Here is a 21528-nt window from a genome sequence, read left to right as displayed (position 1 = left end):
TGGAATGTGACAATATCATACTAATATTAAGTAATTTGCCATTAGGTGTCAATGCGGGTTTTGTTCGTTCCAGCCGTTATGTCAGGAGATATGTTTTGGAAGAAGCGCACATTATGGGGATACTTCATTTTGGTTGTAGAACAGTTATTTAAATTATTAAATATCACTCCCTTTCCTTGAGAAACAAATAAAAAGAGAATAAAATAGATATGATATTCTGTTATTTATGCAGTAACGGAGGTTTAAGCTAATGATTGGTATAAAGGATAAGACAACGAAAGAACTGCTTCAGCATGCAATCCAAAGCTTGGATCCCAATAAAAATAATTCACGGCTCGTAAGTATCACAAAAGAAATAACTGATACAAATCCGCTGCAATTTTTTGAGGCGGCAAAGGACACGGGAAAGAACCGTGTTTTTTGGGCGAGTACGGAAGATGAGTTTTTCCTGGTCGGAGCAGGTAGCGCAGTTGAAATTACAGCAGAGGATAACCGCTTTGAGCTAATGGAAAAACAGTGGGACCGTATGTTGAAAGAAGCTGTTATCCATAATCCATATAAAGTACCAGGAACAGGTGTCCTGGCACTGGGCGGCATGGCTTTCGACCCCGTTAAGAAAAGAACGGGGTTATGGGAGAGTTTCCGCCCTGGCCACTTCACGATTCCTGAATATATATTAACGAAGCAACAGGGGAAATGTTATTTAACCATTAATGTTTATGTCCAGGAGGGAGACCATCCTGTACAGCTGTCCAGGCAGGTTCAGGAAATGGGTGGAACACTGCTTGCCGGCAGCAAAAGACCAACACAGGATTTTTATGTGACAGCCAGGGAGGAAATCGGCCCGGAAGAATGGAAGGAAGCAGTTCGTCGGGCTACAGAGGAAATTCAACAGGGGAAAGCCGAAAAAATTGTACTCGCCCGCGAGCTGCGTCTCAAATTTGATCGGAAAGCTGACATAGGCAAAATAATGAAGAGACTGATGGATACCCAATCCAACAGCTATATATTTTCTTTTGAAAAGGGCGATGACTGCTTTGTTGGAGCGACTCCAGAAAGGCTTGTCCGCCTGGAGGAAAACAGACTCTTGTCGACATGTCTGGCAGGCACCGCGCCGAGAGGAAGAACATCGGAAGAAGATGAGCGGTTTGGCAGAGAACTGTTAAATGATGAGAAAAACCGTCAAGAACACGACTTTGTAGTGAGTATGATCAGAAATGCTTTGGCGTACCGGTGCACCGATATATCAATTCCTGAAGAGCCGGTACTCTATCCGCTTAAAAACCTGCAGCATTTATATACACCTGTAGTTGCCAGGTTAAAAGAGGGATACAGCATTTTTGATATCATTGAACAATTGCATCCCACTCCAGCGCTTGGGGGTACACCAAGGAAGAAATCATTGGATTTCATCCGAAAACATGAGTATCTTGACAGAGGGTGGTACGGTGCTCCTATCGGGTGGCTTGACAGCAATAATAATGGTGAGTTCGCTGTAGCAATCCGTTCTTCCCTTATTCGGGGAAAAGAGGCATCCTTATTCGCCGGTTGTGGGGTAGTAGCCGACTCGGACCCTAAGGAGGAATACCAAGAAACGAATATTAAATTCTTACCAATGCTGACAGTTTTAGGAGAATGAATATGGACCATACAGAACATCTAACACGTTATACAGCCAATTTTACAGATGAACTGGCCAGGCAGGGAATCACAGATGCAGTGATCTCTCCGGGTTCCCGTTCCACCCCATTGGCTTTGATGCTTACTGAACATGATGCTTTAAAAGAGTGGATCATTCTCGATGAACGATCTGCCGCTTTTTTTGCGTTGGGACTGGCTAAGGAAACAAACCGGCCTGTGGTACTTCTGTGTACTTCGGGGACAGCCGCCGCCAATTATTATCCGGCTATTGTGGAAGCTCACTACAGCCGTGTCCCATTAATTGTAATTACTGCAGACAGGCCGCATGAACTGCGGGATGTGGGTGCACCTCAAGCTATTGAGCAATTGAAATTATACGGTGAATATGTCAAATGGTTTCATGAAATGGCCCTGCCTGATTCCTCTGAGTCCATGCTGGCTTATGTCAGAAGCAAGGCAGCTCGCTCTGTCTATATGGCAACGGAAGGGAATTCCGGGCCAGTTCATTTGAATTTCCCTTTAAGAGAACCTTTGATGCCCGATTTCAGCTTGGATTATATCTGGGAAAATGATGGGGAGGCTGGACAGCCGTCAGCAATAGTAGAAGAGGGAGTCAAAACACTGGATAAACATCAGGTAAATCGAATGATAGAGAGCTTGCGGCAGAAGAAAAGAGGGATTATTGTCTGTGGGCCACAGACCGATGAAACTTTTGCAGCCTCCATTGTAAAATTGGCTGATGCCTGGGATATTCCGCTGCTTGCCGATCCCCTGTCCCAAATTCGTGCCGGCGGCCACTCAAAGAAACATATTATTGAGTCGTATGATGCCTTTATGAGAAATAAAGAAATTAGAACGTTACTGGAGCCTGACTTTGTCATCCGTTTCGGTGCTATGCCGGTTTCCAAACCGTATTTATTCTTCACGAAGGAGCATAAACAGGCAGAGCATTTCATCATTGAGAATAACTCAGGGTACAGGGAGCCGGCTGGCATCCATGCCCATTTTATTTACACAGACCCGGCGAGCCTGTGTGAAGCTCTTATGGAAGAGCAACTCTCCATGGAGGAAGGATGGTTGGAGAAATGGCAGAAAGCGAATATGGTTTCCAAGAAACATTTGAAGGCTGGTACAGAACCGGCCATTACAGAAGGCGAAGCCGTACGGGGAATGATGGAAGTAATTCCTGATGGAAGCAGGCTTTACACCGGGAACAGCATGTCGGTCAGGGACGTAGACACCTTTTTCCTGACGACAGAAAAGCGGATCCGCATTCATGCCAACCGAGGTGCCAATGGAATTGATGGGATGGTGTCAAGCGGCTTAGGTGCTGCCGCGGCTGGAAATCCCGTGACATTGCTGCTTGGTGATCTGTCATTCTTCCACGATATGAATGGACTCCTGGCAGCGAAGCATTATGGACTAAATATCACCATTCTCTTGATCAATAATAATGGCGGAGGGATTTTTTCCTTTCTGCCGCATTTGAAAAATGAAAAGCATTTTGAAGCTCTATTCGGGACACCGACAGATATCGAATTCAAATATGCCTCTCACATGTACGGCGGTACTTATAAGAAAGCCGGGCATTTGGATGAATTGAAGGAAGCACTGGAAGAAGGCTACCTACATGAAGGATTGTCCATCATAGAAGTGCAGACAGATAGAGTTCTCAACGCTGAGTGGCATAGGGGGAAGTGGCAGGCAATTGAAGAAGAATTGCTTGCCGGGAGTGATCTCGGGAATGTATTTTAATATTAATGATGCATCCTACTGGTATCAGGTACATGGCGAGGGAACTCCTTTGGTTATGCTTCATGGTTTCACCGGCAGCAGTTCTACGTGGTCCGATTTTATTCGCAAGTATTCAGGCGGTATGAAAATCATTACGGTGGACTTGCCGGGACACGGAAAGACTGAAACACCTTCCATCCGAACAATGGAGGATTGCTGCCGTGATCTTCATAAACTTTTTGGCTTTCTCGGATTACACAAATTTCACTTGGCCGGATATTCTATGGGCGGGAGGACTGCATTGTCTTTTTCCGTCACATATCCTGACCTAGTGGAAACCCTTGTACTAGAGAGCGCGTCACCCGGTCTATTAGGCGAGGAAAAGAAGGAAAGATTAGAAAAAGATGCTCGACTCTCTTCCTGGATTGAAAGGGAAGGAATCACTTCTTTCGTTGATTATTGGGAAAATATTCCTTTATTTGAGAGCCAAAAAAGGCTTCCTGCCTCCATTCGAGATGCAGTCAGGGAAGAGCGCCTGTCACAGTCGGAGAAAGGTCTGGCACAATCCTTGCAAGGGATGGGGACAGGCAACCAGCCTTCTTGGTGGGATAAACTCGCATCTTTGAATTTTCCCGTACTTTTATTGGCAGGAGAGTACGATGAGAAATTTATAGAAATCAACCGTTCCATGGCGAAAAAGTGCTCTGCGGGCTCATTAACGATTGTAGAAGATGCCGGGCATGCAATTCATGTGGAAAAACCCGAGATTTTTGGTAAACTGGTATCGGGATTTATAAAAAAATATTCATGAACTCTGTCGTTCTATAGAACTATTTAACGATCAGGGGTCGAAGGAGGATCTACCATGACAGTACAATGGGAAAAGGTCAGAAATTATGAAGAGATTATTTATGAAAAATATAATGGAATTGCCAAAGTGACCATTAATCGTCCAGAAAAAAGAAATGCTTTTACCCCGCTCACGGTGAATGAAATGATCGATGCATTTGCCGATGCTAGGGATGATTCCTCTATCGGTGTCATAATTTTAGCAGGTGAGGGAGAAAAAGCCTTCTGTTCTGGAGGAGATCAATCTGTGCGAGGGCATGGCGGTTATGTAGGGGAAGATCAGGTCCCACGTTTGAATGTACTAGACCTGCAACGCTTGATTCGCACCATTCCCAAACCTGTAGTCGCTATGGTTTCCGGCTATGCAATTGGAGGAGGCCATGTTCTTCATGTTGTGTGTGATTTAACAATTGCCGCAGATAACGCGATTTTCGGCCAGACCGGTCCTAAAGTTGGAAGTTTCGATGCCGGTTATGGAGCGGGATTGCTTGCACGTATGGTAGGCCACAAACGCGCTCGGGAAATCTGGTATCTCTGCCGTCAATATAATGCAGAGGAAGCATTTGAGATGGGGCTGGTCAATACAGTGGTACCGCTGGATCGGCTGGAGCAAGAAACCATTCAGTGGTGTGAAGAAATGCTTGATAAATCTCCAACTGCACTAAGGTTCCTGAAGGCTTCCTTTAATGCAGATACGGATGGGCTGGCAGGCTTACAGCAAATGGGCGGTGACGCAACCCTGCTATACTATACTACAGACGAGGCAAAAGAAGGACGGGATGCTTTCAAAGAGAAAAGAAAACCGGACTTCAAACAGTTTCCTCGTTTTCCATGATTACATCAGAAGGAAAGAGACATACCAACTTACCAAACCTTTGTCTTTAACAGGGCAAAGGTTTTTCCTTTATATTTAAAAGGTGGAAAATCCGGTAACTTAAACAGAGGAAAGGAGAAGTTTAATGGCCGAAACGATACCGCATTGGTTGACAAAACAGGCTCATTTGGACCCAGACCAAACCGCAATAGAATATGAGAACGGAGGCAGCATCACTTTTTCGGAGCTGGAGAGGAAGAGCCGAGCATTCGCTTCAAAGTTGGCGTCATTAGGAATAAAAAAAGGATCCCATGTCGCATTATTATCCGGAAATAGTGAAAAGATGATTATTTCGCTCCACGCAATAAGCTACTTGGGAGCCGTTGCTGTCATGTTGAATACCCGATTGACTGAAGCAGAGCTTACCCATCAAATAACAGACGCCGAAGTATCCATCATTCTTACGGGTGAGGATGAAAGATTCAAGGCTATGAGCTTCCCTGTTGAAAGCTATGCCATGCAGGAAGTGGAAAGATTTGCAGAAATGGAAGTGAAGCTAGCAGAAGAAATAAATCTGGATGAACCCTTTACCATTATTTATACATCGGGCACTACCGGTTTTCCTAAGGGAGTTATCCATACATATGGAAACCATTGGTGGAGTGCTGTATCCTCTGCTCTTAATCTTGGTCTGAACCAGGAGGATAAATGGCTTATGGCCATGCCGATTTTTCATGTGAGCGGCCTGTCCATTCTAATGAAAAGCGTTATATACGGCATGCCTATATTTATGATGGAGAAATTTGATCCGGAAAGGGCCCACCACGCCATTATGGAGAAGGGAATAACCATCATTTCGGTCGTCACCGTGATGGTTCAGCGTCTTCTCCGGCAATTAGGTGAGGAAAAATATCCAAAAGCCTTCCGCTGTATGCTTCTAGGCGGCGGGCCGGCTCCAAAGCCTCTTCTAGAAGAGGCCGAGAAGCTGGGTATCCCTGTTTTCCAATCCTATGGAATGACAGAGACCTCTTCCCAGATCGTTACCCTCAGCCCGAAAGATGCTTTGACAAAAATAGGTTCTGCGGGGAAGCCTTTAATGCCGGCACAGCTTAAAATCTGTGGGAAGGATGATGAGGGAATAGGGGAGATCCATGTTAAAGGACCGATGGTGACAAGGGGATATTACAAAAATTCGCAGGCCAGTGAGCGGGCATTCAGCGATGGCTGGCTTGCTACAGGCGATCTAGGGCGGTTGGATAAGGACGGATTTTTATACGTAGTCGACAGGAGAAAGGACCTGATTATTTCAGGTGGAGAAAACATCTATCCGTCTGAAATTGAGAGTGTGCTCTCCGGAATGGAACAGATCAAGGAGGTCGGGGTTACTGGAGTGGAAGACCAGACATGGGGGCAGGTTCCAGCTGCCTTCATTGTAAAATCCCGTGAAGTGTCGGAAGGTGAAATTTGCGCTTATGCCCGTAAGTTTCTTGCTGGTTATAAGATCCCGAAATATTTCTACTTTATCAAAGAATTGCCAAGAAATGCCTCCAATAAGATAGTTCGTTCAGCCCTAACAGACCAAATGGACGAATAATACCGTCTTAGAAATGCCCTGCATCTGTTGCAGGGCATTTTCTTTATGGCGTACATACATGCTCTGGTCCTTTTTCAGCCAAATTATAGGCAGGAGGTGCAATGATGGAAAAGAAAAAGTACTATGTGAATATCGGAACAGGGGAAATTTCCCAAATCCAATTCAATAATAATGATGGCTATGTAATCCATGCTACCGAAGAGGACGTACGTTTGCTTCGGGCTAGGATGGAAAATATGCACGGAGCCAGTTTTAGATCCTTCTGGCGTTCTCATGTGCCTATAAAGCCCTATCACGAGGATGGAGCCAATGATGAGTACGATGAAAATATGACTGCGGCTTTTGAAATGCTTCATGAATGGGGAGATGAACAGACTAAGTCGCATATTGAATCAATAGGCCTTTTTACGGAAGAACACAAGTGAATCAGAAGGGAATAGGATACATTGTAGTATTCTATTCCTATTTTTTGTGGTTTATCAAGTCCATTAGATAGGAATAATAGTACTAGATAGAACTAAAGGGGAGACTAGCATGAAATACAGAGATACAAAAAGGTATTTAACTATCTTGTCGGGACTTATTCTTACAGCGCTTTTAATAAGTACGATAAATACATACGGACTGCCACATGTTATTGCGAAGGATCATGGAGAGTCAGAAACGCAGTCCGTCAAGAAGGAAATAATGTTTGAGGAAGTTCAGCCTTCCCATAAAGAAATCATCCGAGTGACCAACCAGTTCATGGATATACTTGTTCAGGATGTCGACGAGCAGTATAGGGTACTACAGCATAAAACAAAAGAGGGGCTGCTTCAAAGTTTTGATGAAGTAGCAGACAGGGGCGTATCAGAACCTTACGTAGACTATTATTATACAGAAAAATCGGAGGGCCTTTACCTGCTGCCAACAGAAACACCTCCTTGGTTTGATGAGAATAACTCCTATGATATGGTACAATTAGAAGATGACAAAGTGAAAGTCATTCAGAAAAATGATTCGGTATTGTATGGCACCTATCAAATCGAAATCGAATTCACCTTGTATAAGGATGAATGGTTGATCACGGATGTTACTCATTTTTAAGCGGCAAAGGCAGTGGAAATCATGTATCAATTTAAGGACTATTACAATAATCAAGTAACACTTTCATTTAAGGACCACCCTTTTTCTAAAACCCCAGGCCATGTTTGGGTAATCTGCAGGTATAAAGGGAAATGGCTACTGACCAAGCATAAGGGAAGGGGAATAGAATTTCCTGGTGGAAAGGTGGAAAAGGGGGAGACAACAAAAGAAGCGGCAATTCGTGAAGTGAAGGAAGAAACAGGAGGAGATGTGGGCTCCATTTGCTATATCGGTCAGTACCATGTGGATGGGAAGAGGGAAAAGGTCGTCAAGAATGTCTATTACGCACAAGTAGATAGCCTTTCCCCGCAACAGACTTATTATGAGACTGATGGTCCTGTTGTTCTTTCTGCTCTCCCAGCTGATATTAAAGAAAAGCTTTCCTACAGTTTTATCATGAAAGATGATGTACTGGTTCACTGCCTCGAATATATTAAAAATCGCCTACCTGCTAAATAGGCGATTTTTTTATGAAGTATGACGGGTCAACCACTTTTCCAACTTTTCCACCAATTTATACATAAGGGCTGCCAGTATGGCTATCAGTACCAAGCTCGACATTACTAATGAAAAATCGAATACCTGGAACCCATAGATGATCAAATATCCCAACCCCTGCTTGGATACAAGGAATTCCCCTACAATGACACCAACCCAAGACAATCCTACATTCACTTTCAATGTCGAAATCATTGTGGGCATGGCAGCTGGAAATATTGCTTCCTTGAAGCACTGTTTCCGTGTTGCTCCAAAGCTCTTTAAGACTTTTTGATAATTGGGATCTACTTCGCTAAAGGCGGAATAGACAACAAGTGTGGTAATGATGACAGATATAATTGCTCCCATTGCAATAATTGAGATAAATCCTGGTCCCAGTGCAACTATGATAATCGGCCCCAGGGCCACCTTAGGCATGGCGTTCAAAATGACAAGATAGGGGTCAAGTATATTCGATAACCGCTTGGAACTCCAAAGTAATGTGGCTATCATAATACCAGCGACTGTTCCGATAAGGAATCCTAACACCGTCTCAAACAATGTGAATTGCAGGTGGCTGAGCAAGGAACCATTCGAGAATCGCTCTGTAAGCAAGGATAACACCCGGCTGGGTGAACTAAATAGCAATGGGTCTATCCAATAATATCTTGATGCCATTTCCCAAAGGAGCAGAAAGGTGATCAAGATCCCAGCCTGCCAGGTAATGACGATGCGCTTTTCTTTTTTTAGCCCATTCTTATATTCTTCATAAAGCTGCTGGTCTGTTTTATTCACCATTATCTTTGGGCACCACCTTCGCATTTGGAGAGGCATTTTCTCTTTTATCCAATTCGCTCCAAATTTTTTCAAATAGCAATTGGTATTTGGGGTGCTTTCTAGCTTGGAATGGTGCCTCGTTCCTTAATTCAACTGGGACTTCAAAGCTTTTTGCTATTGTCCTCGGGTTGGCATTCATCATAAGAATCCGATCACTCATAGCAATGGCTTCCCCTATATCATGGGTAACGAGGATGGTCGTTTTTCGATAAGTTTTCAATATATTGGAAACCAGATCCTCAAGCTTTAATTTTGTCTGATAGTCAAGTGCAGAAAATGGCTCATCGAGCAATAATATTTTCGGGTCATTGATCAATGTCCGGACTAATGCTGCGCGCTGACGCATACCGCCGGACAACGAACTAGGATAGAAATCCGCTACTTCCGGCAGTCCGACTTCTTCCAGCATATCTAGAGCAGCTGCTTTCATCTCCTCTGTGTCGGTATGGGACAATTTCGGTCCGAGAAGGACATTCTCCATGATAGATTTCCATGGAAAAAGGTAATCCTGCTGAAGCATATAGCCAATAGCTAATGTTGAATGGGAAATCGGTTTTTCCTGAAGCAATACATTTCCACCTGTAGGTTGGATAATACCTGCCAGGATGGAGAGGATGGTCGATTTACCACAGCCGCTTGGCCCTAATAATGCAATGAACTCCCCCTCCTTCACGGAAAAGGAAACCTGGTCAAGTGCTTTTGTGTAGCCTTTAGAAGAAAAGTAGTGATGGGAGACCTTATCCATTGTTAGAAATGACATAATATCCCCTTCCTTAGTTGCTGAGAACTTCCTCAGCGAATTTTGTGTTTACCAATTCTTCATAAGGCACATCGGTCGGCAGTTCGCCAGCTTCATCCATGATATCCTTCAAGTTCTCCCATTCTTCTTCGTCTAAGACAGGATCTTCTGCAAAGGATCCTTGTTGTTTATAGCGGTCGATGGAGGCAGCGAGCATATCTATTTCCGTGTCCTCGAAGTATGGATGAATGACCTCAGCAATTTCTTCTGCACTATGCTCCTGTACCCATTGTTGGGCCTTATAGACGGCATTTGTAAATTTCTGTACGGTTTCTTCATTCTCATTCAGGAAGCTCTGTTTTGCCATAAAGACTGTATACGGTACCTTTCCGGATTCCTCTCCAAAGGAAGCTACGATATGTCCTGTTCCTTCTTTTTCAAAGACGCTTGCAGTAGGTTCGAATAACTGGACATACTCATAATCACCGGAAGAGAATGCGCTTGGTATGTTGGCGAAGTCTACATTTTGGCTGAGATTCAAGTCACGATGCGGATCAATTCCGTGCTTCTTCAGTACGAATTCTCCCACCATTTGTGGCATTCCCCCGACACGTTGCCCAAGGAAGTTGCTGTTTTTCAGGTCTTCCCAGTTGAAATCAGGGCGAGGTTCTTTTGACACGAGAAATGTACCATCCGTCTGTGTCAACTGGGCAAAATTTATTGCATAGTCTCTGGAATCCTGGGCGTATACATAAATGGATGTTTCCGAGCCTACGAGGGCTATATCGGCACCATCAGAGAGCAGCGCTGTCATGGTAGTATCGCCGCCCCAGGTCGTTTGAAGCTCAACATCCAATCCTTCCTCTTCAAAAAAACCTTTTTCCAGAGCTACGTACTGCGGGGCGTAAAACAGGGAACGAGTTACTTCGGCAAGGCTGACGGAGACCGTACCGTTTGTGTTGCAGGCTACAAGGAAAACCAGCATCATACTGACAGTGGCAACGGCCGCAATCAGTTTTTTCATAACGTTCAACCCCTTGATAAATAGTGTGATGTCAACATAGTTTATGCTAGAGGGCAAAATGTGTGAATGCCTAGTGTGGGCGGAAAGGAGAAATTCAAACAATTGAAAAGCCGGCCTCCGAGAACGGAAGCCGGCTTTATTTATAAATATTCCTTTTGGGATGAGGAATCTTAGGTTCAGACCCGGTATGCAGGTCCTGCTTGCTTGATGTCATCACCGGCTTCCGTAAATTTCTCGAAGTTCCGGTGGAATTTCATGGCTAAGGATTTAGCCGTTTCTTCATATGCTTCTTTTTCCTCCCAAGCATTCTTGGGTACCAGCACTTCATCGGGTACGCCAGGAACCTGGAGAGGAATATTCAAACCGAAGATTTCATCGGTAACGGTCTCTACGGAATTTAATTCACCTTCCAATGCAGAGTGGATCATCGCACGCGTGTAAGATAATTTCATCCTTTGCCCCGTGCCATACGAACCACCAGTCCAGCCGGTGTTTACTAAAAACACATTGGAATTGTGCAGGTCAATCTTCTCACCGAGCATCTCAGCATAAACTGCAGGTTTCAGTGGAAGGAATGGAGCACCGAAACAGGCGGAGAAAGTTGCCTGTGGTTCTGTCACTCCGCGCTCAGTCCCTGCAAGTTTACTGGTATAACCACTCAGAAAGTGGTACATGGCCTGTTCTTTCGTTAATTTACTAATTGGCGGCAGGGTTCCTGAAGCATCTGCAGTCAAAAATATAATCGTGTTCGGATGGCCTGCGACACTAGGAGTGACAATATTGTCCATATTATCCAATGGATAGGCTGCACGCGTATTTTCAGTCAGGGAAGTATCATCATAATCCGGCAATCTGGAAGACCGGTCCAGTACGACGTTTTCAAGAACAGAGCCAAAACGTATTGCTTTGTGGATCTGCGGTTCCTTTTCTTCAGACAAATTGATGCATTTTGCATAACAGCCGCCTTCTATATTGAATATGCCGTTTGGCCCCCATCCGTGTTCGTCGTCCCCGATCAGGCGACGGTAGGGATCGGCAGACAGGGTGGTCTTTCCCGTACCGGATAAACCGAAGAATAAAGCTACGTCCCCTTCCTGGCCTACATTGGCGGAGCAGTGCATGGAGAGGATATCCTGACGCGGCAGCAAGTAGTTCATTACTGAAAAGATTGACTTCTTAATTTCCCCGGCATACTCTGTTCCCCCAATCAATACCACCCGCTTCTTGAACGAGATGATGATAAAGGTTTCAGAGTTGGTTCCATCCACCTCTGGGTCGGCCTTAAAGTCTGGGGCGGATACTACAGTGAATTCTGCCTGATGGCCCGAAAGTTCTTCCTCAGTCGGGGTGACAAACAGCTGTCTCGAAAAAAGATTGTGCCAGGCATATTCATTGATTACCTGGATAGGGAGGCGGTATTTGGCATCTGCACCCGCGAAGCCTTTAAAACTATATAATACATCCCTCTCTTTTAAATGAGAGATCATCTTTTCATACAATTTATTAAATGAGGATTCGTCAATATCCTGGTTGACAGTTCCCCAGTCTATGTGATCCTCGGAAATTTCGTCTTTTACAATAAATTTATCTTTAGGAGAGCGTCCAGTATACGCTCCTGTAGTTGCACGAACAGCACCGGTAGCGGTGAGGATTCCTTCATTTCGGGCCAGGATCTGTTCGACCAGCTGTGGTACTGTTAAGTTCTCTTGGAGATTTACATGTGAGTGAATCTCTTTGGTTAATGATTTTTCCACCATTTTCATTTTGACAACCCGCCTTTTTTGATGAATTTACACAATATACTTATCAAGCATCCATTTTTTTCTTTTTATGAGTATTAGTATAACACATTAAAAAAATTAGTCCACACTAATTGGTGGATTATTTTAGAAAAATCACAATTTCCTGTGGGCGATTCTCGAAATGGTTGACACGCCGGGCCTCTTCCGTTAGGATAAATTTCGAACGGATACTCTCTTATTCAGAGCCGGTGGAGGGACAGACCCGATGAAGCCCAGCAACCATCACTTTCAGTGAAAAGGTGCTTACCTGATGCAAGGATTTTTCCTTGGACAATAAGAGTGAAAGGCTATCACCTTTCCTCATCATTGCAGGAAAGGTTTTTTCTTTGTTCAAATGAATTATTGTTTGCCTGAAAGGAAATCCTTAGGCTTCCATATTAGCTTATGGGAACATGGTATGTTCTGATATTTTGGACCTCTTTGGATAAAAAAGATAACTAATGGAAAAATAGAGTACCGTAATACAATTAGGGGAGGATTTAGCCAAATGGCTGAAAACCGGCGTTTATTCACTTCTGAATCTGTAACGGAAGGGCATCCGGATAAGATTTCCGATCAGATATCGGACGCAATTTTGGATGAAATTTTAAAAAAGGACCCTTTTGCAAGGGTAGCATGTGAAACTACTGTAACAACTGGCCTCGTACTGGTTGCCGGCGAAATTTCCACGAGTACATATGTAGATATCCCGGCAATTGTAAGACAGACCGTGAAGGAAATAGGGTACACCCGGGCCAAATTCGGATTCGATGCGGATACTTGTGCTGTGCTGACTGCCATTGATGAACAGTCACCTGATATAGCAGAAGGAGTCAACCAGGCCTTGGAAGCACGGCAAGGCAAAATGACAGAGAAGGAAATCGATGCCATCGGCGCCGGAGACCAAGGTTTAATGTTCGGGTTTGCCTGTGATGAAACGGAAGAATTGATGCCTTTACCTATTTCTTTAGCGCATAAGCTGGCCAAGAGCCTTTCCGATGCCAGGAAAGATAAAGTCCTCGACTACCTCCGCCCGGATGGGAAAACACAGGTAACCATTGAGTATGACGAAAATGGGAGCCCAGTTAAAGTGGACACGATCGTTATTTCGACACAGCATCACCAGGATATCCCACTCGACCGGATTGAAGAGGATATCAAAGAGCATGTAATCCGTCCAGTGGTGCCGGCTGAATTATTGGATGATACAACCAAGTATTTCATCAACCCGACCGGAAGATTTGTTATAGGCGGACCACAAGGGGATGCCGGACTTACAGGCAGGAAGATCATTGTTGATACGTATGGAGGCTATGCAAGGCATGGTGGGGGAGCGTTCAGTGGAAAGGATGCCACTAAGGTGGACCGTTCTGCAGCTTACGCGGCCCGCTATGTTGCGAAAAATATTGTGGCAGCAGGATTGGCAAAGACCTGCGAGGTCCAATTGGCTTATGCCATCGGAGTTGCAGAGCCTGTTTCCATTTCCATTAATACCTTTGGCACCGGCATCGCTACCGAGCAGGAACTAGTACAAGCCATACGGAAGATATTTGACCTTCGTCCGGCTGGAATTATTCGCATGCTGGATCTGCAAAAACCTATTTTCAGGGATACAGCGGCATATGGACACTTTGGCAGAACGGATGTCCAGTTCCCTTGGGAAAAGACAGATAAAGTAGATGAGTTGAAAGCACTCGCTGAAAAGTAAGCAAGCAGGCCATGCAGGATTTTCCTGCATGGCCTCTATTATAATACAGTATTTGTTTTGTAGTATTGACCTTTCTCCACGTATGACTTCCTGACTCGCTCCATCTCCTGATAATCTTCATCCGTCAGTTCTCTGACAACTTTTGCAGGTCTCCCTAATGCCATTGTGTTGGCGGGGATTTTCTTTCCAGGCGGCACTAAACTCCCTGCTCCAATGAAGGCATTTTCCCCAATTTCTGCACCATCCAGAATAAGCGATCCCATACCGATAAGAGCATTTTTTCTTATGATAGCCGAGTGTAGTGTCACTTGGTGGCCGACTGTCACGTCGTCTTCGATAAGCAATGTACGATCAGGGCTTTGATGCAACATGGAGAGGTCCTGAATGTTGACACGCTTACCTATGCGTGTTGGAGCGACGTCACCGCGAATAACGGTTTTGAACCAGATGCTCGAATATTCGTCAATTGTTACATCGCCGATGATCATGGCGTCGTGTGCTAGGAAAACTGTGTCATGAATAGATGGTTCTTTACCTTTATAGGCATACATATTTGAATCCTCCTAAGAAATATGGTGATATATAAGTAGTATAACAAAGCGGAGATGAGGAAGCGCATTTCCAGTTGGAGGAATTGGAGTGGCAAAGCATATTCCGACCAGGGCGGTTACATTAATGAAATCTGTTTACCAGCAAGTGTTCCCGGCGGTTGACAAAGAACTTTCCTATTGGAGAAAAAGGGCGGAGGAAATTCCAGACCGTGAATTGCGAAACCAGGCGCTTTCCAGTATGGAGGCAAAGCGGTTCCATTGTCAGGGAGGGGCGGTATACAGCCTGCTGGCAGGGGCGAAGCATGTAGAGGCTGTCCGCTTCATTGTAGCATATCAGACGATCAGTGATTATTTGGATAATCTGTGTGACCGTAGCACATCAATGAATCCGGAAGACTTCTGTTTATTGCATGAAGCAATGTCCGACGCTTTGAAACCTGGAACAAAGACGAAGAATTATTATCTTCTACGAGAGGAACAGGATGATGGGGGATACTTAGCTGAATTGGTCCGTACCTGTCAAGAATCACTCGGCATGCTGGACAACTACCAGATGGTGGAAGGCCATCTTCTCGAATTACAAGGCTTGTATGCTGACCTTCAAGTGCATAAGCATGTGAGGAAAGAAGAACGCATGCCTAGGCTAACGTCTTGGTATAAGGGTTACGAAGCGAAGTTTCCAGATTTAGACTGGCACGAGTTCGCAGCATCTGCAGGTTCGACCCTTGGTATATTCTGTCTTATTTCTTATGGTCTATCAGGTAATCTGAATGAAACGATGGCAAAGGATATAATTCATGGATACTTCCCATATATTCAGGGAATTCACATACTGTTGGATTACTTTATTGACCAACAGGAGGATCAGGAGGAAGGGGACCTGAACTTTTGCAATTACTATGAAAACTACAGCCGAATGAGGGAAAGGTTCCTTTATTTTATACAGCAGGCAGAGGATAGAGGACGGCGCTTGCCAGACCCGGGATTCCACCAGATGGTAGTGGAAGGGCTTGTGGGACTTTATTTAGGCGATCCTAAAGTGAACGGCTTGCAATATGGGCCGGAAATGAAACGGAAATTGGTGAAAAGAGGGTGGAGAAGCCGTTTCTTTCATTTAAATACCAAACTCTATTACCAACTGAATGGAGGGCGGGGCTGAGGAGGCAACCGAACGGTGAATGTTATCTCTTTTGAACAGCCAATATAAAAGGCGGATTATTTCTTTGATTGATAAAGCCGTAGCGGAGCACAGCATAATCTTTTTGTTCTAATTGTTGAACATGATTCACTACTGCTTCTTTCTCTTCTCTGCCACCCGGGTGTCCATGGTAAACGACAAGTACGATAATTTTCCCCCTGCCTAGGCGGGGCAGAAGATTATTGACTGCTTCAATAGTGGAGCTGCCTTTCGTTACGATTGATTTATCGCTTTTTGGAAGGTATCCGAGGTTGAAAATAGCACCGCCAAGTTCCCCTTCCGGTAGATATTCAGAAGCATTAGCATGGCTGTCGTGGACAAGTGTGACATTTTGATGCTTGGCATCCGAGAGCAGTTGTTTAGTGTTTCGGATGGCCTGCTGCTGTATATCAAATGCGAACACTTTTCCGCTTGGGCCTGTCAGCCCGCTAAGGAAAATAGTATCATGGCCATTCCCGCAAGTTGCATCCATGACAATGTCTCCTTCTTCGACAGAATGCTTCAGTAAATCATGTGAATAATCGAGGATTCCTTTGATCATAATGGTGATAACTCCTTTTTTTGCTTGTACAATATTCATCATAGCAGATGAAAAGGGGGTTGTCTTGACAAAGTCCCCACATTTCATTACTATTCTATATACATAATGCAACGACACGGAGAAGGATCAGTAATAAATTAATCTGGGTAGAGAGAGGCAGTGGCAGGTGGAAACTGCTCCCGGAGATTTATGAACTCGCCTTCGGAGTTGCAGGGATGAACGGTTTGTTTAGTAGTCCTTGCCGTAAATCTGCGTTAAAGATTCGAGTGAACGTTTAATTACGTTAATTTGGGTGGTACCGCGGGGCCCTTGAAGGCTGCTCGTCCCTGATTTATAGGGAGGAGTGGCTTTTTTTGTTGCATTCTATATCGTCATCAGAGGAGGAAATTCAATGAGTTTTGACCATCGTCACATAGAAGACAAGTGGCAGAAATATTGGAAAGACAACAAAACATTCAAAACGGATACTTATTCGGAGAAGGAAAAAGTTTATGCATTGGATATGTTTCCGTATCCATCCGGAGCGGGGCTGCATGTAGGCCATCCGGAGGGCTATACAGCAACGGACATATTTTCACGAATGAAACGGATGCAGGGGTTTGAAGTTCTGCACCCCATGGGCTGGGACGCTTTTGGCCTGCCTGCAGAGCAGTATGCCCTTGACACCGGGAACAGCCCGGAAGCTTTCACGGCCAAGAATATTGCGACATTCAAGCGACAGATACAGGAACTCGGCTTCTCCTATGATTGGGACCGTGAAATTAATACGACGGATCCGAACTATTATAAATGGACCCAGTGGATTTTCACCAAGCTTTACGAACATGGCCTTGCCTACATGGATGAGGTGGCAGTAAACTGGTGTCCGGCTTTGGGAACTGTACTGGCCAATGAAGAAGTAATTGACGGAAAAAGCGAGCGTGGCGGGCATCCTGTTGTACGTAAACCTATGAAACAATGGATGCTGAAGATTACAGCTTATGCAGATCGTCTACTGGAAGATCTGGACGAAGTAGATTGGCCAGAGAGCATTAAAGATATGCAGCGTAATTGGATCGGAAGGTCGGAAGGGGCAGAGGTCACCTTCTATATTGATGGCCATGATGAGAAGTTTACCGTATTTACTACAAGGCCTGATACATTATTTGGTGCGACTTATGCCGTCCTGGCTCCCGAGCATCCGTTAGTAGAGAAGATTGTAACGGATGAGAAGAGGGAGAGTGTGGATGCATACCTTAATGAAATCCAGACAAAATCCGAGTTGGAACGGACTGATCTGGCGAAGGATAAAACAGGTGTGTTTACCGGGGCTTATGCCATCAATCCTGCAAACCAGGAAAAGATCCCTGTTTGGGTGGCGGATTACGTGTTGATGAGCTATGGGACCGGATCCATTATGGCAGTTCCCGGCCATGATGAGCGGGATTACGAATTTGCCACCAAGTTCGACCTTCCGATTAAAGAGGTTGTTGCAGGAGGTGACCTTTCCGCCGAAGCATATACCGGTGATGGCGAGCATGTAAATTCCGACTTTCTAAACGGGCTAAAGACACAAGAGGCCATCAGCAAAATGATTGATTGGCTGAAAGAGGAAGGCACCGGTGAAAAGAAAGTGACCTATCGGCTGCGTGATTGGCTTTTCGCAAGGCAACGATATTGGGGTGAGCCTATTCCGGTAATTCATTGGGAAGATGGTTCCATGACAACAGTGCCTGAAGAGGAACTTCCACTGGAATTGCCAAAAATGGATGAAATTAAACCATCCGGTACGGGTGAATCACCCCTGGCAAATGCGACTGAATGGGTAAATGTCACAGACCCGAAAACCGGAATGAAAGGGCGCAGGGAAACAAACACGATGCCACAATGGGCGGGCAGCTGCTGGTATTTCCTACGCTATATTGATCCGGACAATTCAGAGAAATTGGCAGACTCGGAAGCACTGGAACAATGGCTTCCAGTTGATATTTATATTGGAGGAGCAGAGCATGCTGTACTTCATCTTCTTTATGCCCGTTTTTGGCATAAATTCCTTTATGATATAGGGGTGGTTCCTACAAAAGAACCATTCATGAAATTATTTAACCAGGGAATGATCCTTGGGGAAGGCAATGAAAAAATGAGTAAATCAAAAGGGAATGTGGTTAACCCGGATGACATTGTCTCTTCTCATGGAGCAGATACCCTACGGCTTTATGAAATGTTTATGGGACCGCTGGATGCAGCCGTTGCATGGTCTACGAATGGCCTTGACGGTGCACGGCGCTTCCTTGACCGCATTTGGAGATTGTTTATCAATGAAAACGGATCTTTGTCTGAAAAGATAACCAATGAACATAATGACAAATTGGAGAAGGTTTATCATGAAACAGTCAAGAAAGTCACGGAAGACTTTGAGAACCTTCATTTCAACACGGGGATATCCCAGATGATGGTCTTTATCAACGAAGGTTATAAGGCGGAAAACTTGCCGAAAGATTATATAGAAGGCTTTGTCAAACTGCTTTCCCCGGTAGCTCCTCACCTTGCCGAAGAGCTTTGGGAGCGTCTAGGACATTCTGACACGATCAGTTATGAACCATGGCCAGAGTACGATGAGAGTAAATTGGTCGAAGATGAAATTGAGATTGTTATTCAGATTATGGGTAAAGTAAAAGCTAAGATGAATGTTGCCAAGGATATCTCCAAAGACGAACTTCAAGAGAAAGCTTTGAATAATGAAAGGATTAAAGAGCTTATTGAAGGAAAGACTATACGTAAGGTGATTGTTGTCCCAGGCAAGCTTGTAAATATCGTTGCAAACTGATTTTAAATAAAAAACCCCTCTTTATAATATCCTTGTCGTGGATATATTTATGGAGGGGTCTTTTATATCTCAGGAAGTCTATGCCTCTACCAGACAGCAGCTTTTTTCTTTCTGTCCTACTACTCTGAAGGAATCCATTTTGTTTGCAGTATAATCCATTTATCATCTTCGTAATACCACAAAGTTTCCACTGTTCCTAGCTGGTCGGCACGATAGGCACCACTGATTTGCTGATAGCTTTTTAAACCGTATCCTTTGCTCACGCTGATTAAGGAGGGTTCAAAAAAGGCAATCGGGTCAATCATAACTGATTTGGCTTCTATTAGCTTTCCGGTTTCATTATAAATACCCAGCTTGATATATTCTGTTTTTCGGCTGCTGACATCTATAACTTGCCCTTTATCTGTGGGAGTGAGTTTGATTTCCACTTTGAAATCATCCCGGAACTCTCCGCTTACAGGTTGTTCAGGAAGAGAAATTTCATCCAATTTATTATCTTTGAGTGTGTGCAGCTGATAATTATACAATCCTCCGCTACCACCTGTTGCGCTCTGGTAGAGTATATCTCTCACCCCATCATGATTAAGATCATTAAAATACAGTTCCGGTTCATAGCCGCCGCCATAAGAAGTTTTCCATTCCTTTTCAAATTTGTTGGAGACATCAATCCATATATTACGATAGTAATTAGTGTCATCAGAAAATAATGTCCCTTTAAGCTCGATTGTTTCATCATAGCCATCTCCGGTGACATCCTCTTGGAATGTTTGTATAATGCTTGATTCCTGACTTTCCGAGTCGGTTGGAATGTTATAGGGGAGGGCGGTTGCAAGGAAGAACAATAATATATGGGAAAAAATCATATTTTGCCTCCTATCTATTTTCTTACATAGTATTTTGTGTAGGATGTTTGCAACCTATTCTAAGAATACGTATCATTAAAGCAGAATAAAAAATGGGGTGAAAGAGATGGACAATATAAAAGAAATACAGCCAGAGGAGCTGGAAAATCGGCTGAATAATGGTGATGATCTTACAGTGATAGATGTCAGAGAGGATGAAGAAGTGGAGCAAGGCATGATAGAAGGTGCCAAACATATTCCTCTTGGGGAAATACCTGAATCTGTAAGCAGCCTTGATAAAGCTGATAATTATGTCTTAGTGTGCAGATCAGGCAGACGAAGCATGAACGCTGCCAACTATTTAAAGGAACATGGCTTTAAAGTTGAAAATATGGCCGGAGGAATGCTTGAGTGGAAAGGGAAAGTTACGAGGTAAGCGGAACTTCATTCAAGTAATACAATAATGTACCCACGGTGTAATATCTGGGAAATATTTCAAATTGACTTTTTCCTCGAGTGGGTATATTATTGTTCTTGCGCTTCAAAAAAGGCAGCAGCATATCGACAAAATTCATAGACATTGTTGACATGTGGGCGGGGGAATGCTACAATAAATATCCCGAAATAAACGGGCTGTTATCGAATGAGATTGAAATATAATACTTCGGTGACAGGGAAGGAATTATTTGTTGCATCCTGCTGGAATTTTAATAAGTTATTCGTACTAAAAGGTGTTGACATCGGATGTTTCCGATGGTATACTAATTAAGTTGCTGAAAAAGCGACTGAAACAATTTGCTCTTTGAAAACTGAACAAAACAACCAGTATGTCAAGAAGAAACAACTCGTTTTTTCTTATAAACAAGCAGAAGCATTGCTTCTGCAAAGCTAAGACATTCGGTAGGATTGATTGGTGTCAATCTTGCCCAAACTTTTTGGAGAGTTTGATCTTGGCTCAGGACGAACGCTGGCGGCGTGCCTAATACATGCAAGTCGAGCGCGGGAAGCAGGTAGAACCCCTTCGGGGGTGACACCTGTGGAACGAGCGGCGGACGGGTGAGTAACACGTGGGCAACCTGCCTGTAAGACTGGGATAACCCCGGGAAACCGGGGCTAATACCGGATAACACTTCCATTCATATGGACGGAAGTTGAAAGGCGGCCTTTGGCTGTCGCTTACAGATGGGCCCGCGGCGCATTAGCTAGTTGGTGGGGTAATGGCCTACCAAGGCGACGATGCGTAGCCGACCTGAGAGGGTGATCGGCC

The 21528-nt window shown here is 44.4% G+C and carries 19 protein-coding genes, 1 rRNA gene, 1 riboswitch and 1 other annotated feature; of the genes, 13 read left to right on the top strand and 7 right to left on the bottom strand.

Annotation, left to right across the window (positions count from 1 at the left end; translation table 11 throughout):
• Positions 1–250: 250 nt before the first annotated feature.
• The 8 genes from ACFODW_RS01960 (at position 251) to ytkD (ending at position 8216) form a co-directional block, all read left to right on the top strand.
• On the top strand, positions 251–1639 hold the full coding sequence (locus ACFODW_RS01960) for an isochorismate synthase (RefSeq protein ID WP_390302156.1): 1389 nt from the start codon (positions 251–253) through the stop codon (positions 1637–1639).
• Positions 1640–1641: 2 nt separating this feature from the next.
• Positions 1642–3396, top strand: coding sequence for a 2-succinyl-5-enolpyruvyl-6-hydroxy-3-cyclohexene-1-carboxylic-acid synthase (gene menD / locus ACFODW_RS01955; protein ID WP_390302153.1), 1755 nt, complete (start codon positions 1642–1644; stop codon positions 3394–3396).
• A complete protein-coding gene (menH, locus tag ACFODW_RS01950) occupies positions 3386–4186 on the top strand; it encodes a 2-succinyl-6-hydroxy-2,4-cyclohexadiene-1-carboxylate synthase (RefSeq protein WP_390302150.1) in 801 nt (266 codons plus the stop codon). The genes menD and menH overlap by 11 nt, the downstream gene beginning before the upstream one ends.
• A 54-nt stretch (positions 4187–4240) precedes the next feature.
• A complete protein-coding gene (menB, locus tag ACFODW_RS01945) occupies positions 4241–5059 on the top strand; it encodes a 1,4-dihydroxy-2-naphthoyl-CoA synthase (RefSeq protein WP_390302147.1) in 819 nt (272 codons plus the stop codon).
• 124 nt (positions 5060–5183) lie between these two features.
• On the top strand, positions 5184–6632 hold the full coding sequence (locus ACFODW_RS01940) for an o-succinylbenzoate--CoA ligase (protein ID WP_390302144.1): 1449 nt from the start codon (positions 5184–5186) through the stop codon (positions 6630–6632).
• A gap of 104 nt (positions 6633–6736) precedes the next feature.
• Complete coding sequence (locus ACFODW_RS01935; RefSeq protein ID WP_390302141.1) at positions 6737–7057, top strand: hydrolase; 321 nt, start codon at positions 6737–6739, stop codon at positions 7055–7057.
• Between the two features lie 109 nt (positions 7058–7166).
• On the top strand, positions 7167–7718 hold the full coding sequence (locus ACFODW_RS01930) for a hypothetical protein (RefSeq protein ID WP_390302138.1): 552 nt from the start codon (positions 7167–7169) through the stop codon (positions 7716–7718).
• 21 nt (positions 7719–7739) lie between these two features.
• On the top strand, positions 7740–8216 hold the full coding sequence (gene ytkD, locus ACFODW_RS01925; RefSeq protein WP_390302135.1) for an RNA deprotection pyrophosphohydrolase: 477 nt from the start codon (positions 7740–7742) through the stop codon (positions 8214–8216).
• Between the two features lie 9 nt (positions 8217–8225).
• Here ytkD and ACFODW_RS01920 read toward each other — a convergent pair whose 3' ends face one another.
• From ACFODW_RS01920 to pckA, 4 genes are all read right to left on the bottom strand, one after another.
• On the bottom strand, positions 8226–9032 hold the full coding sequence (locus ACFODW_RS01920; RefSeq protein WP_390302132.1) for an ABC transporter permease: 807 nt from the start codon (positions 9030–9032) through the stop codon (positions 8226–8228).
• Positions 9022–9831, bottom strand: a complete 810-nt coding sequence (locus ACFODW_RS01915) for an ABC transporter ATP-binding protein (protein ID WP_390302129.1) — start codon at positions 9829–9831, stop codon at positions 9022–9024. The genes ACFODW_RS01920 and ACFODW_RS01915 overlap by 11 nt, the downstream gene beginning before the upstream one ends.
• Before the next feature lie 13 nt (positions 9832–9844).
• Positions 9845–10834 carry an ABC transporter substrate-binding protein gene (locus ACFODW_RS01910; RefSeq protein ID WP_390302126.1) on the bottom strand — a complete coding sequence of 330 codons (990 nt, stop codon included), beginning with the start codon at positions 10832–10834 and terminating at the stop codon, positions 9845–9847.
• A gap of 176 nt (positions 10835–11010) precedes the next feature.
• Entirely contained in the window at positions 11011–12597 is a 1587-nt protein-coding gene (gene pckA / locus ACFODW_RS01905) for a phosphoenolpyruvate carboxykinase (ATP) (protein WP_390302124.1), read from the bottom strand.
• A gap of 211 nt (positions 12598–12808) precedes the next feature.
• Positions 12809–12916, top strand: a riboswitch (SAM riboswitch).
• A gap of 207 nt (positions 12917–13123) precedes the next feature.
• On the opposite strand from pckA, the gene metK reads away from it, so the two are divergent.
• Positions 13124–14323 (top strand): methionine adenosyltransferase, encoded by a 1200-nt coding sequence (gene metK / locus ACFODW_RS01900; protein WP_390302121.1) that lies wholly within the window; start codon positions 13124–13126, stop codon positions 14321–14323.
• 38 nt (positions 14324–14361) lie between these two features.
• Here metK and ACFODW_RS01895 read toward each other — a convergent pair whose 3' ends face one another.
• Entirely contained in the window at positions 14362–14874 is a 513-nt protein-coding gene (locus ACFODW_RS01895) for a gamma carbonic anhydrase (protein ID WP_390302118.1), read from the bottom strand.
• Between the two features lie 88 nt (positions 14875–14962).
• Between ACFODW_RS01895 and ACFODW_RS01890 the strand changes: the two genes are divergently transcribed.
• Positions 14963–16033, top strand: a complete 1071-nt coding sequence (locus ACFODW_RS01890) for a tetraprenyl-beta-curcumene synthase family protein (protein ID WP_390302115.1) — start codon at positions 14963–14965, stop codon at positions 16031–16033.
• Between the two features lie 22 nt (positions 16034–16055).
• Here ACFODW_RS01890 and ACFODW_RS01885 read toward each other — a convergent pair whose 3' ends face one another.
• The gene (locus ACFODW_RS01885) at positions 16056–16613 is read right to left on the bottom strand and encodes a class I SAM-dependent methyltransferase (RefSeq protein WP_390302112.1); all 558 of its coding nucleotides are present in this window, start codon (positions 16611–16613) and stop codon (positions 16056–16058) included.
• A 107-nt stretch (positions 16614–16720) separates the two neighbouring features.
• Positions 16721–16944, top strand: a binding site (T-box leader).
• Positions 16945–17004: 60 nt separating this feature from the next.
• Here ACFODW_RS01885 and leuS point away from each other — a divergent pair.
• Complete coding sequence (leuS, locus tag ACFODW_RS01880; RefSeq protein ID WP_390302109.1) at positions 17005–19419, top strand: leucine--tRNA ligase; 2415 nt, start codon at positions 17005–17007, stop codon at positions 19417–19419.
• 119 nt (positions 19420–19538) lie between these two features.
• On the opposite strand, the gene ACFODW_RS01875 is transcribed toward leuS, so the two are convergent.
• Positions 19539–20282 (bottom strand): hypothetical protein, encoded by a 744-nt coding sequence (locus tag ACFODW_RS01875; protein WP_390302106.1) that lies wholly within the window; start codon positions 20280–20282, stop codon positions 19539–19541.
• Positions 20283–20388: 106 nt separating this feature from the next.
• Here ACFODW_RS01875 and ACFODW_RS01870 point away from each other — a divergent pair, with 106 nt between their 5' ends.
• Together ACFODW_RS01870 and ACFODW_RS01865 are read left to right on the top strand one after the other, a co-directional pair.
• The gene (locus ACFODW_RS01870) at positions 20389–20697 is read left to right on the top strand and encodes a rhodanese-like domain-containing protein (RefSeq protein ID WP_390302103.1); all 309 of its coding nucleotides are present in this window, start codon (positions 20389–20391) and stop codon (positions 20695–20697) included.
• A gap of 496 nt (positions 20698–21193) precedes the next feature.
• Positions 21194–21528, top strand: a 16S ribosomal RNA gene (locus tag ACFODW_RS01865); the annotation flags it as partial.

It is taken from the genome of Virgibacillus sediminis, from assembly GCF_042643265.1.
Taxonomy (GTDB): Bacteria; Bacillota; Bacilli; order Bacillales; family Amphibacillaceae; genus Virgibacillus_O; species Virgibacillus_O sediminis.
Note: the sequence above shows the minus strand (reverse complement) of the source record. Positions and strands in the feature narration are given on the sequence as shown.

Coding starts and splice junctions, on each gene's coding strand:
- ACFODW_RS01910 (WP_390302126.1), bottom strand. CDS start 10,834: ATGAAAAAACTGATTGCGGCCGTTGCCACTGTCAGTATGATGCTGGTT.
- ACFODW_RS01960 (WP_390302156.1), top strand. CDS start 251: ATGATTGGTATAAAGGATAAGACAACGAAAGAACTGCTTCAGCATGCA.
- ACFODW_RS01870 (WP_390302103.1), top strand. CDS start 20,389: ATGGACAATATAAAAGAAATACAGCCAGAGGAGCTGGAAAATCGGCTG.
- ACFODW_RS01915 (WP_390302129.1), bottom strand. CDS start 9,831: ATGTCATTTCTAACAATGGATAAGGTCTCCCATCACTACTTTTCTTCT.
- ACFODW_RS01895 (WP_390302118.1), bottom strand. CDS start 14,874: ATGTATGCCTATAAAGGTAAAGAACCATCTATTCATGACACAGTTTTC.
- menD (WP_390302153.1), top strand. CDS start 1,642: ATGGACCATACAGAACATCTAACACGTTATACAGCCAATTTTACAGAT.
- ACFODW_RS01920 (WP_390302132.1), bottom strand. CDS start 9,032: ATGGTGAATAAAACAGACCAGCAGCTTTATGAAGAATATAAGAATGGG.
- ACFODW_RS01875 (WP_390302106.1), bottom strand. CDS start 20,282: ATGATTTTTTCCCATATATTATTGTTCTTCCTTGCAACCGCCCTCCCC.
- menB (WP_390302147.1), top strand. CDS start 4,241: ATGACAGTACAATGGGAAAAGGTCAGAAATTATGAAGAGATTATTTAT.
- menH (WP_390302150.1), top strand. CDS start 3,386: ATGTATTTTAATATTAATGATGCATCCTACTGGTATCAGGTACATGGC.
- metK (WP_390302121.1), top strand. CDS start 13,124: ATGGCTGAAAACCGGCGTTTATTCACTTCTGAATCTGTAACGGAAGGG.
- ACFODW_RS01930 (WP_390302138.1), top strand. CDS start 7,167: ATGAAATACAGAGATACAAAAAGGTATTTAACTATCTTGTCGGGACTT.
- pckA (WP_390302124.1), bottom strand. CDS start 12,597: ATGAAAATGGTGGAAAAATCATTAACCAAAGAGATTCACTCACATGTA.
- ytkD (WP_390302135.1), top strand. CDS start 7,740: ATGTATCAATTTAAGGACTATTACAATAATCAAGTAACACTTTCATTT.
- ACFODW_RS01935 (WP_390302141.1), top strand. CDS start 6,737: ATGGAAAAGAAAAAGTACTATGTGAATATCGGAACAGGGGAAATTTCC.
- ACFODW_RS01885 (WP_390302112.1), bottom strand. CDS start 16,613: ATGATCAAAGGAATCCTCGATTATTCACATGATTTACTGAAGCATTCT.
- ACFODW_RS01940 (WP_390302144.1), top strand. CDS start 5,184: ATGGCCGAAACGATACCGCATTGGTTGACAAAACAGGCTCATTTGGAC.
- leuS (WP_390302109.1), top strand. CDS start 17,005: ATGAGTTTTGACCATCGTCACATAGAAGACAAGTGGCAGAAATATTGG.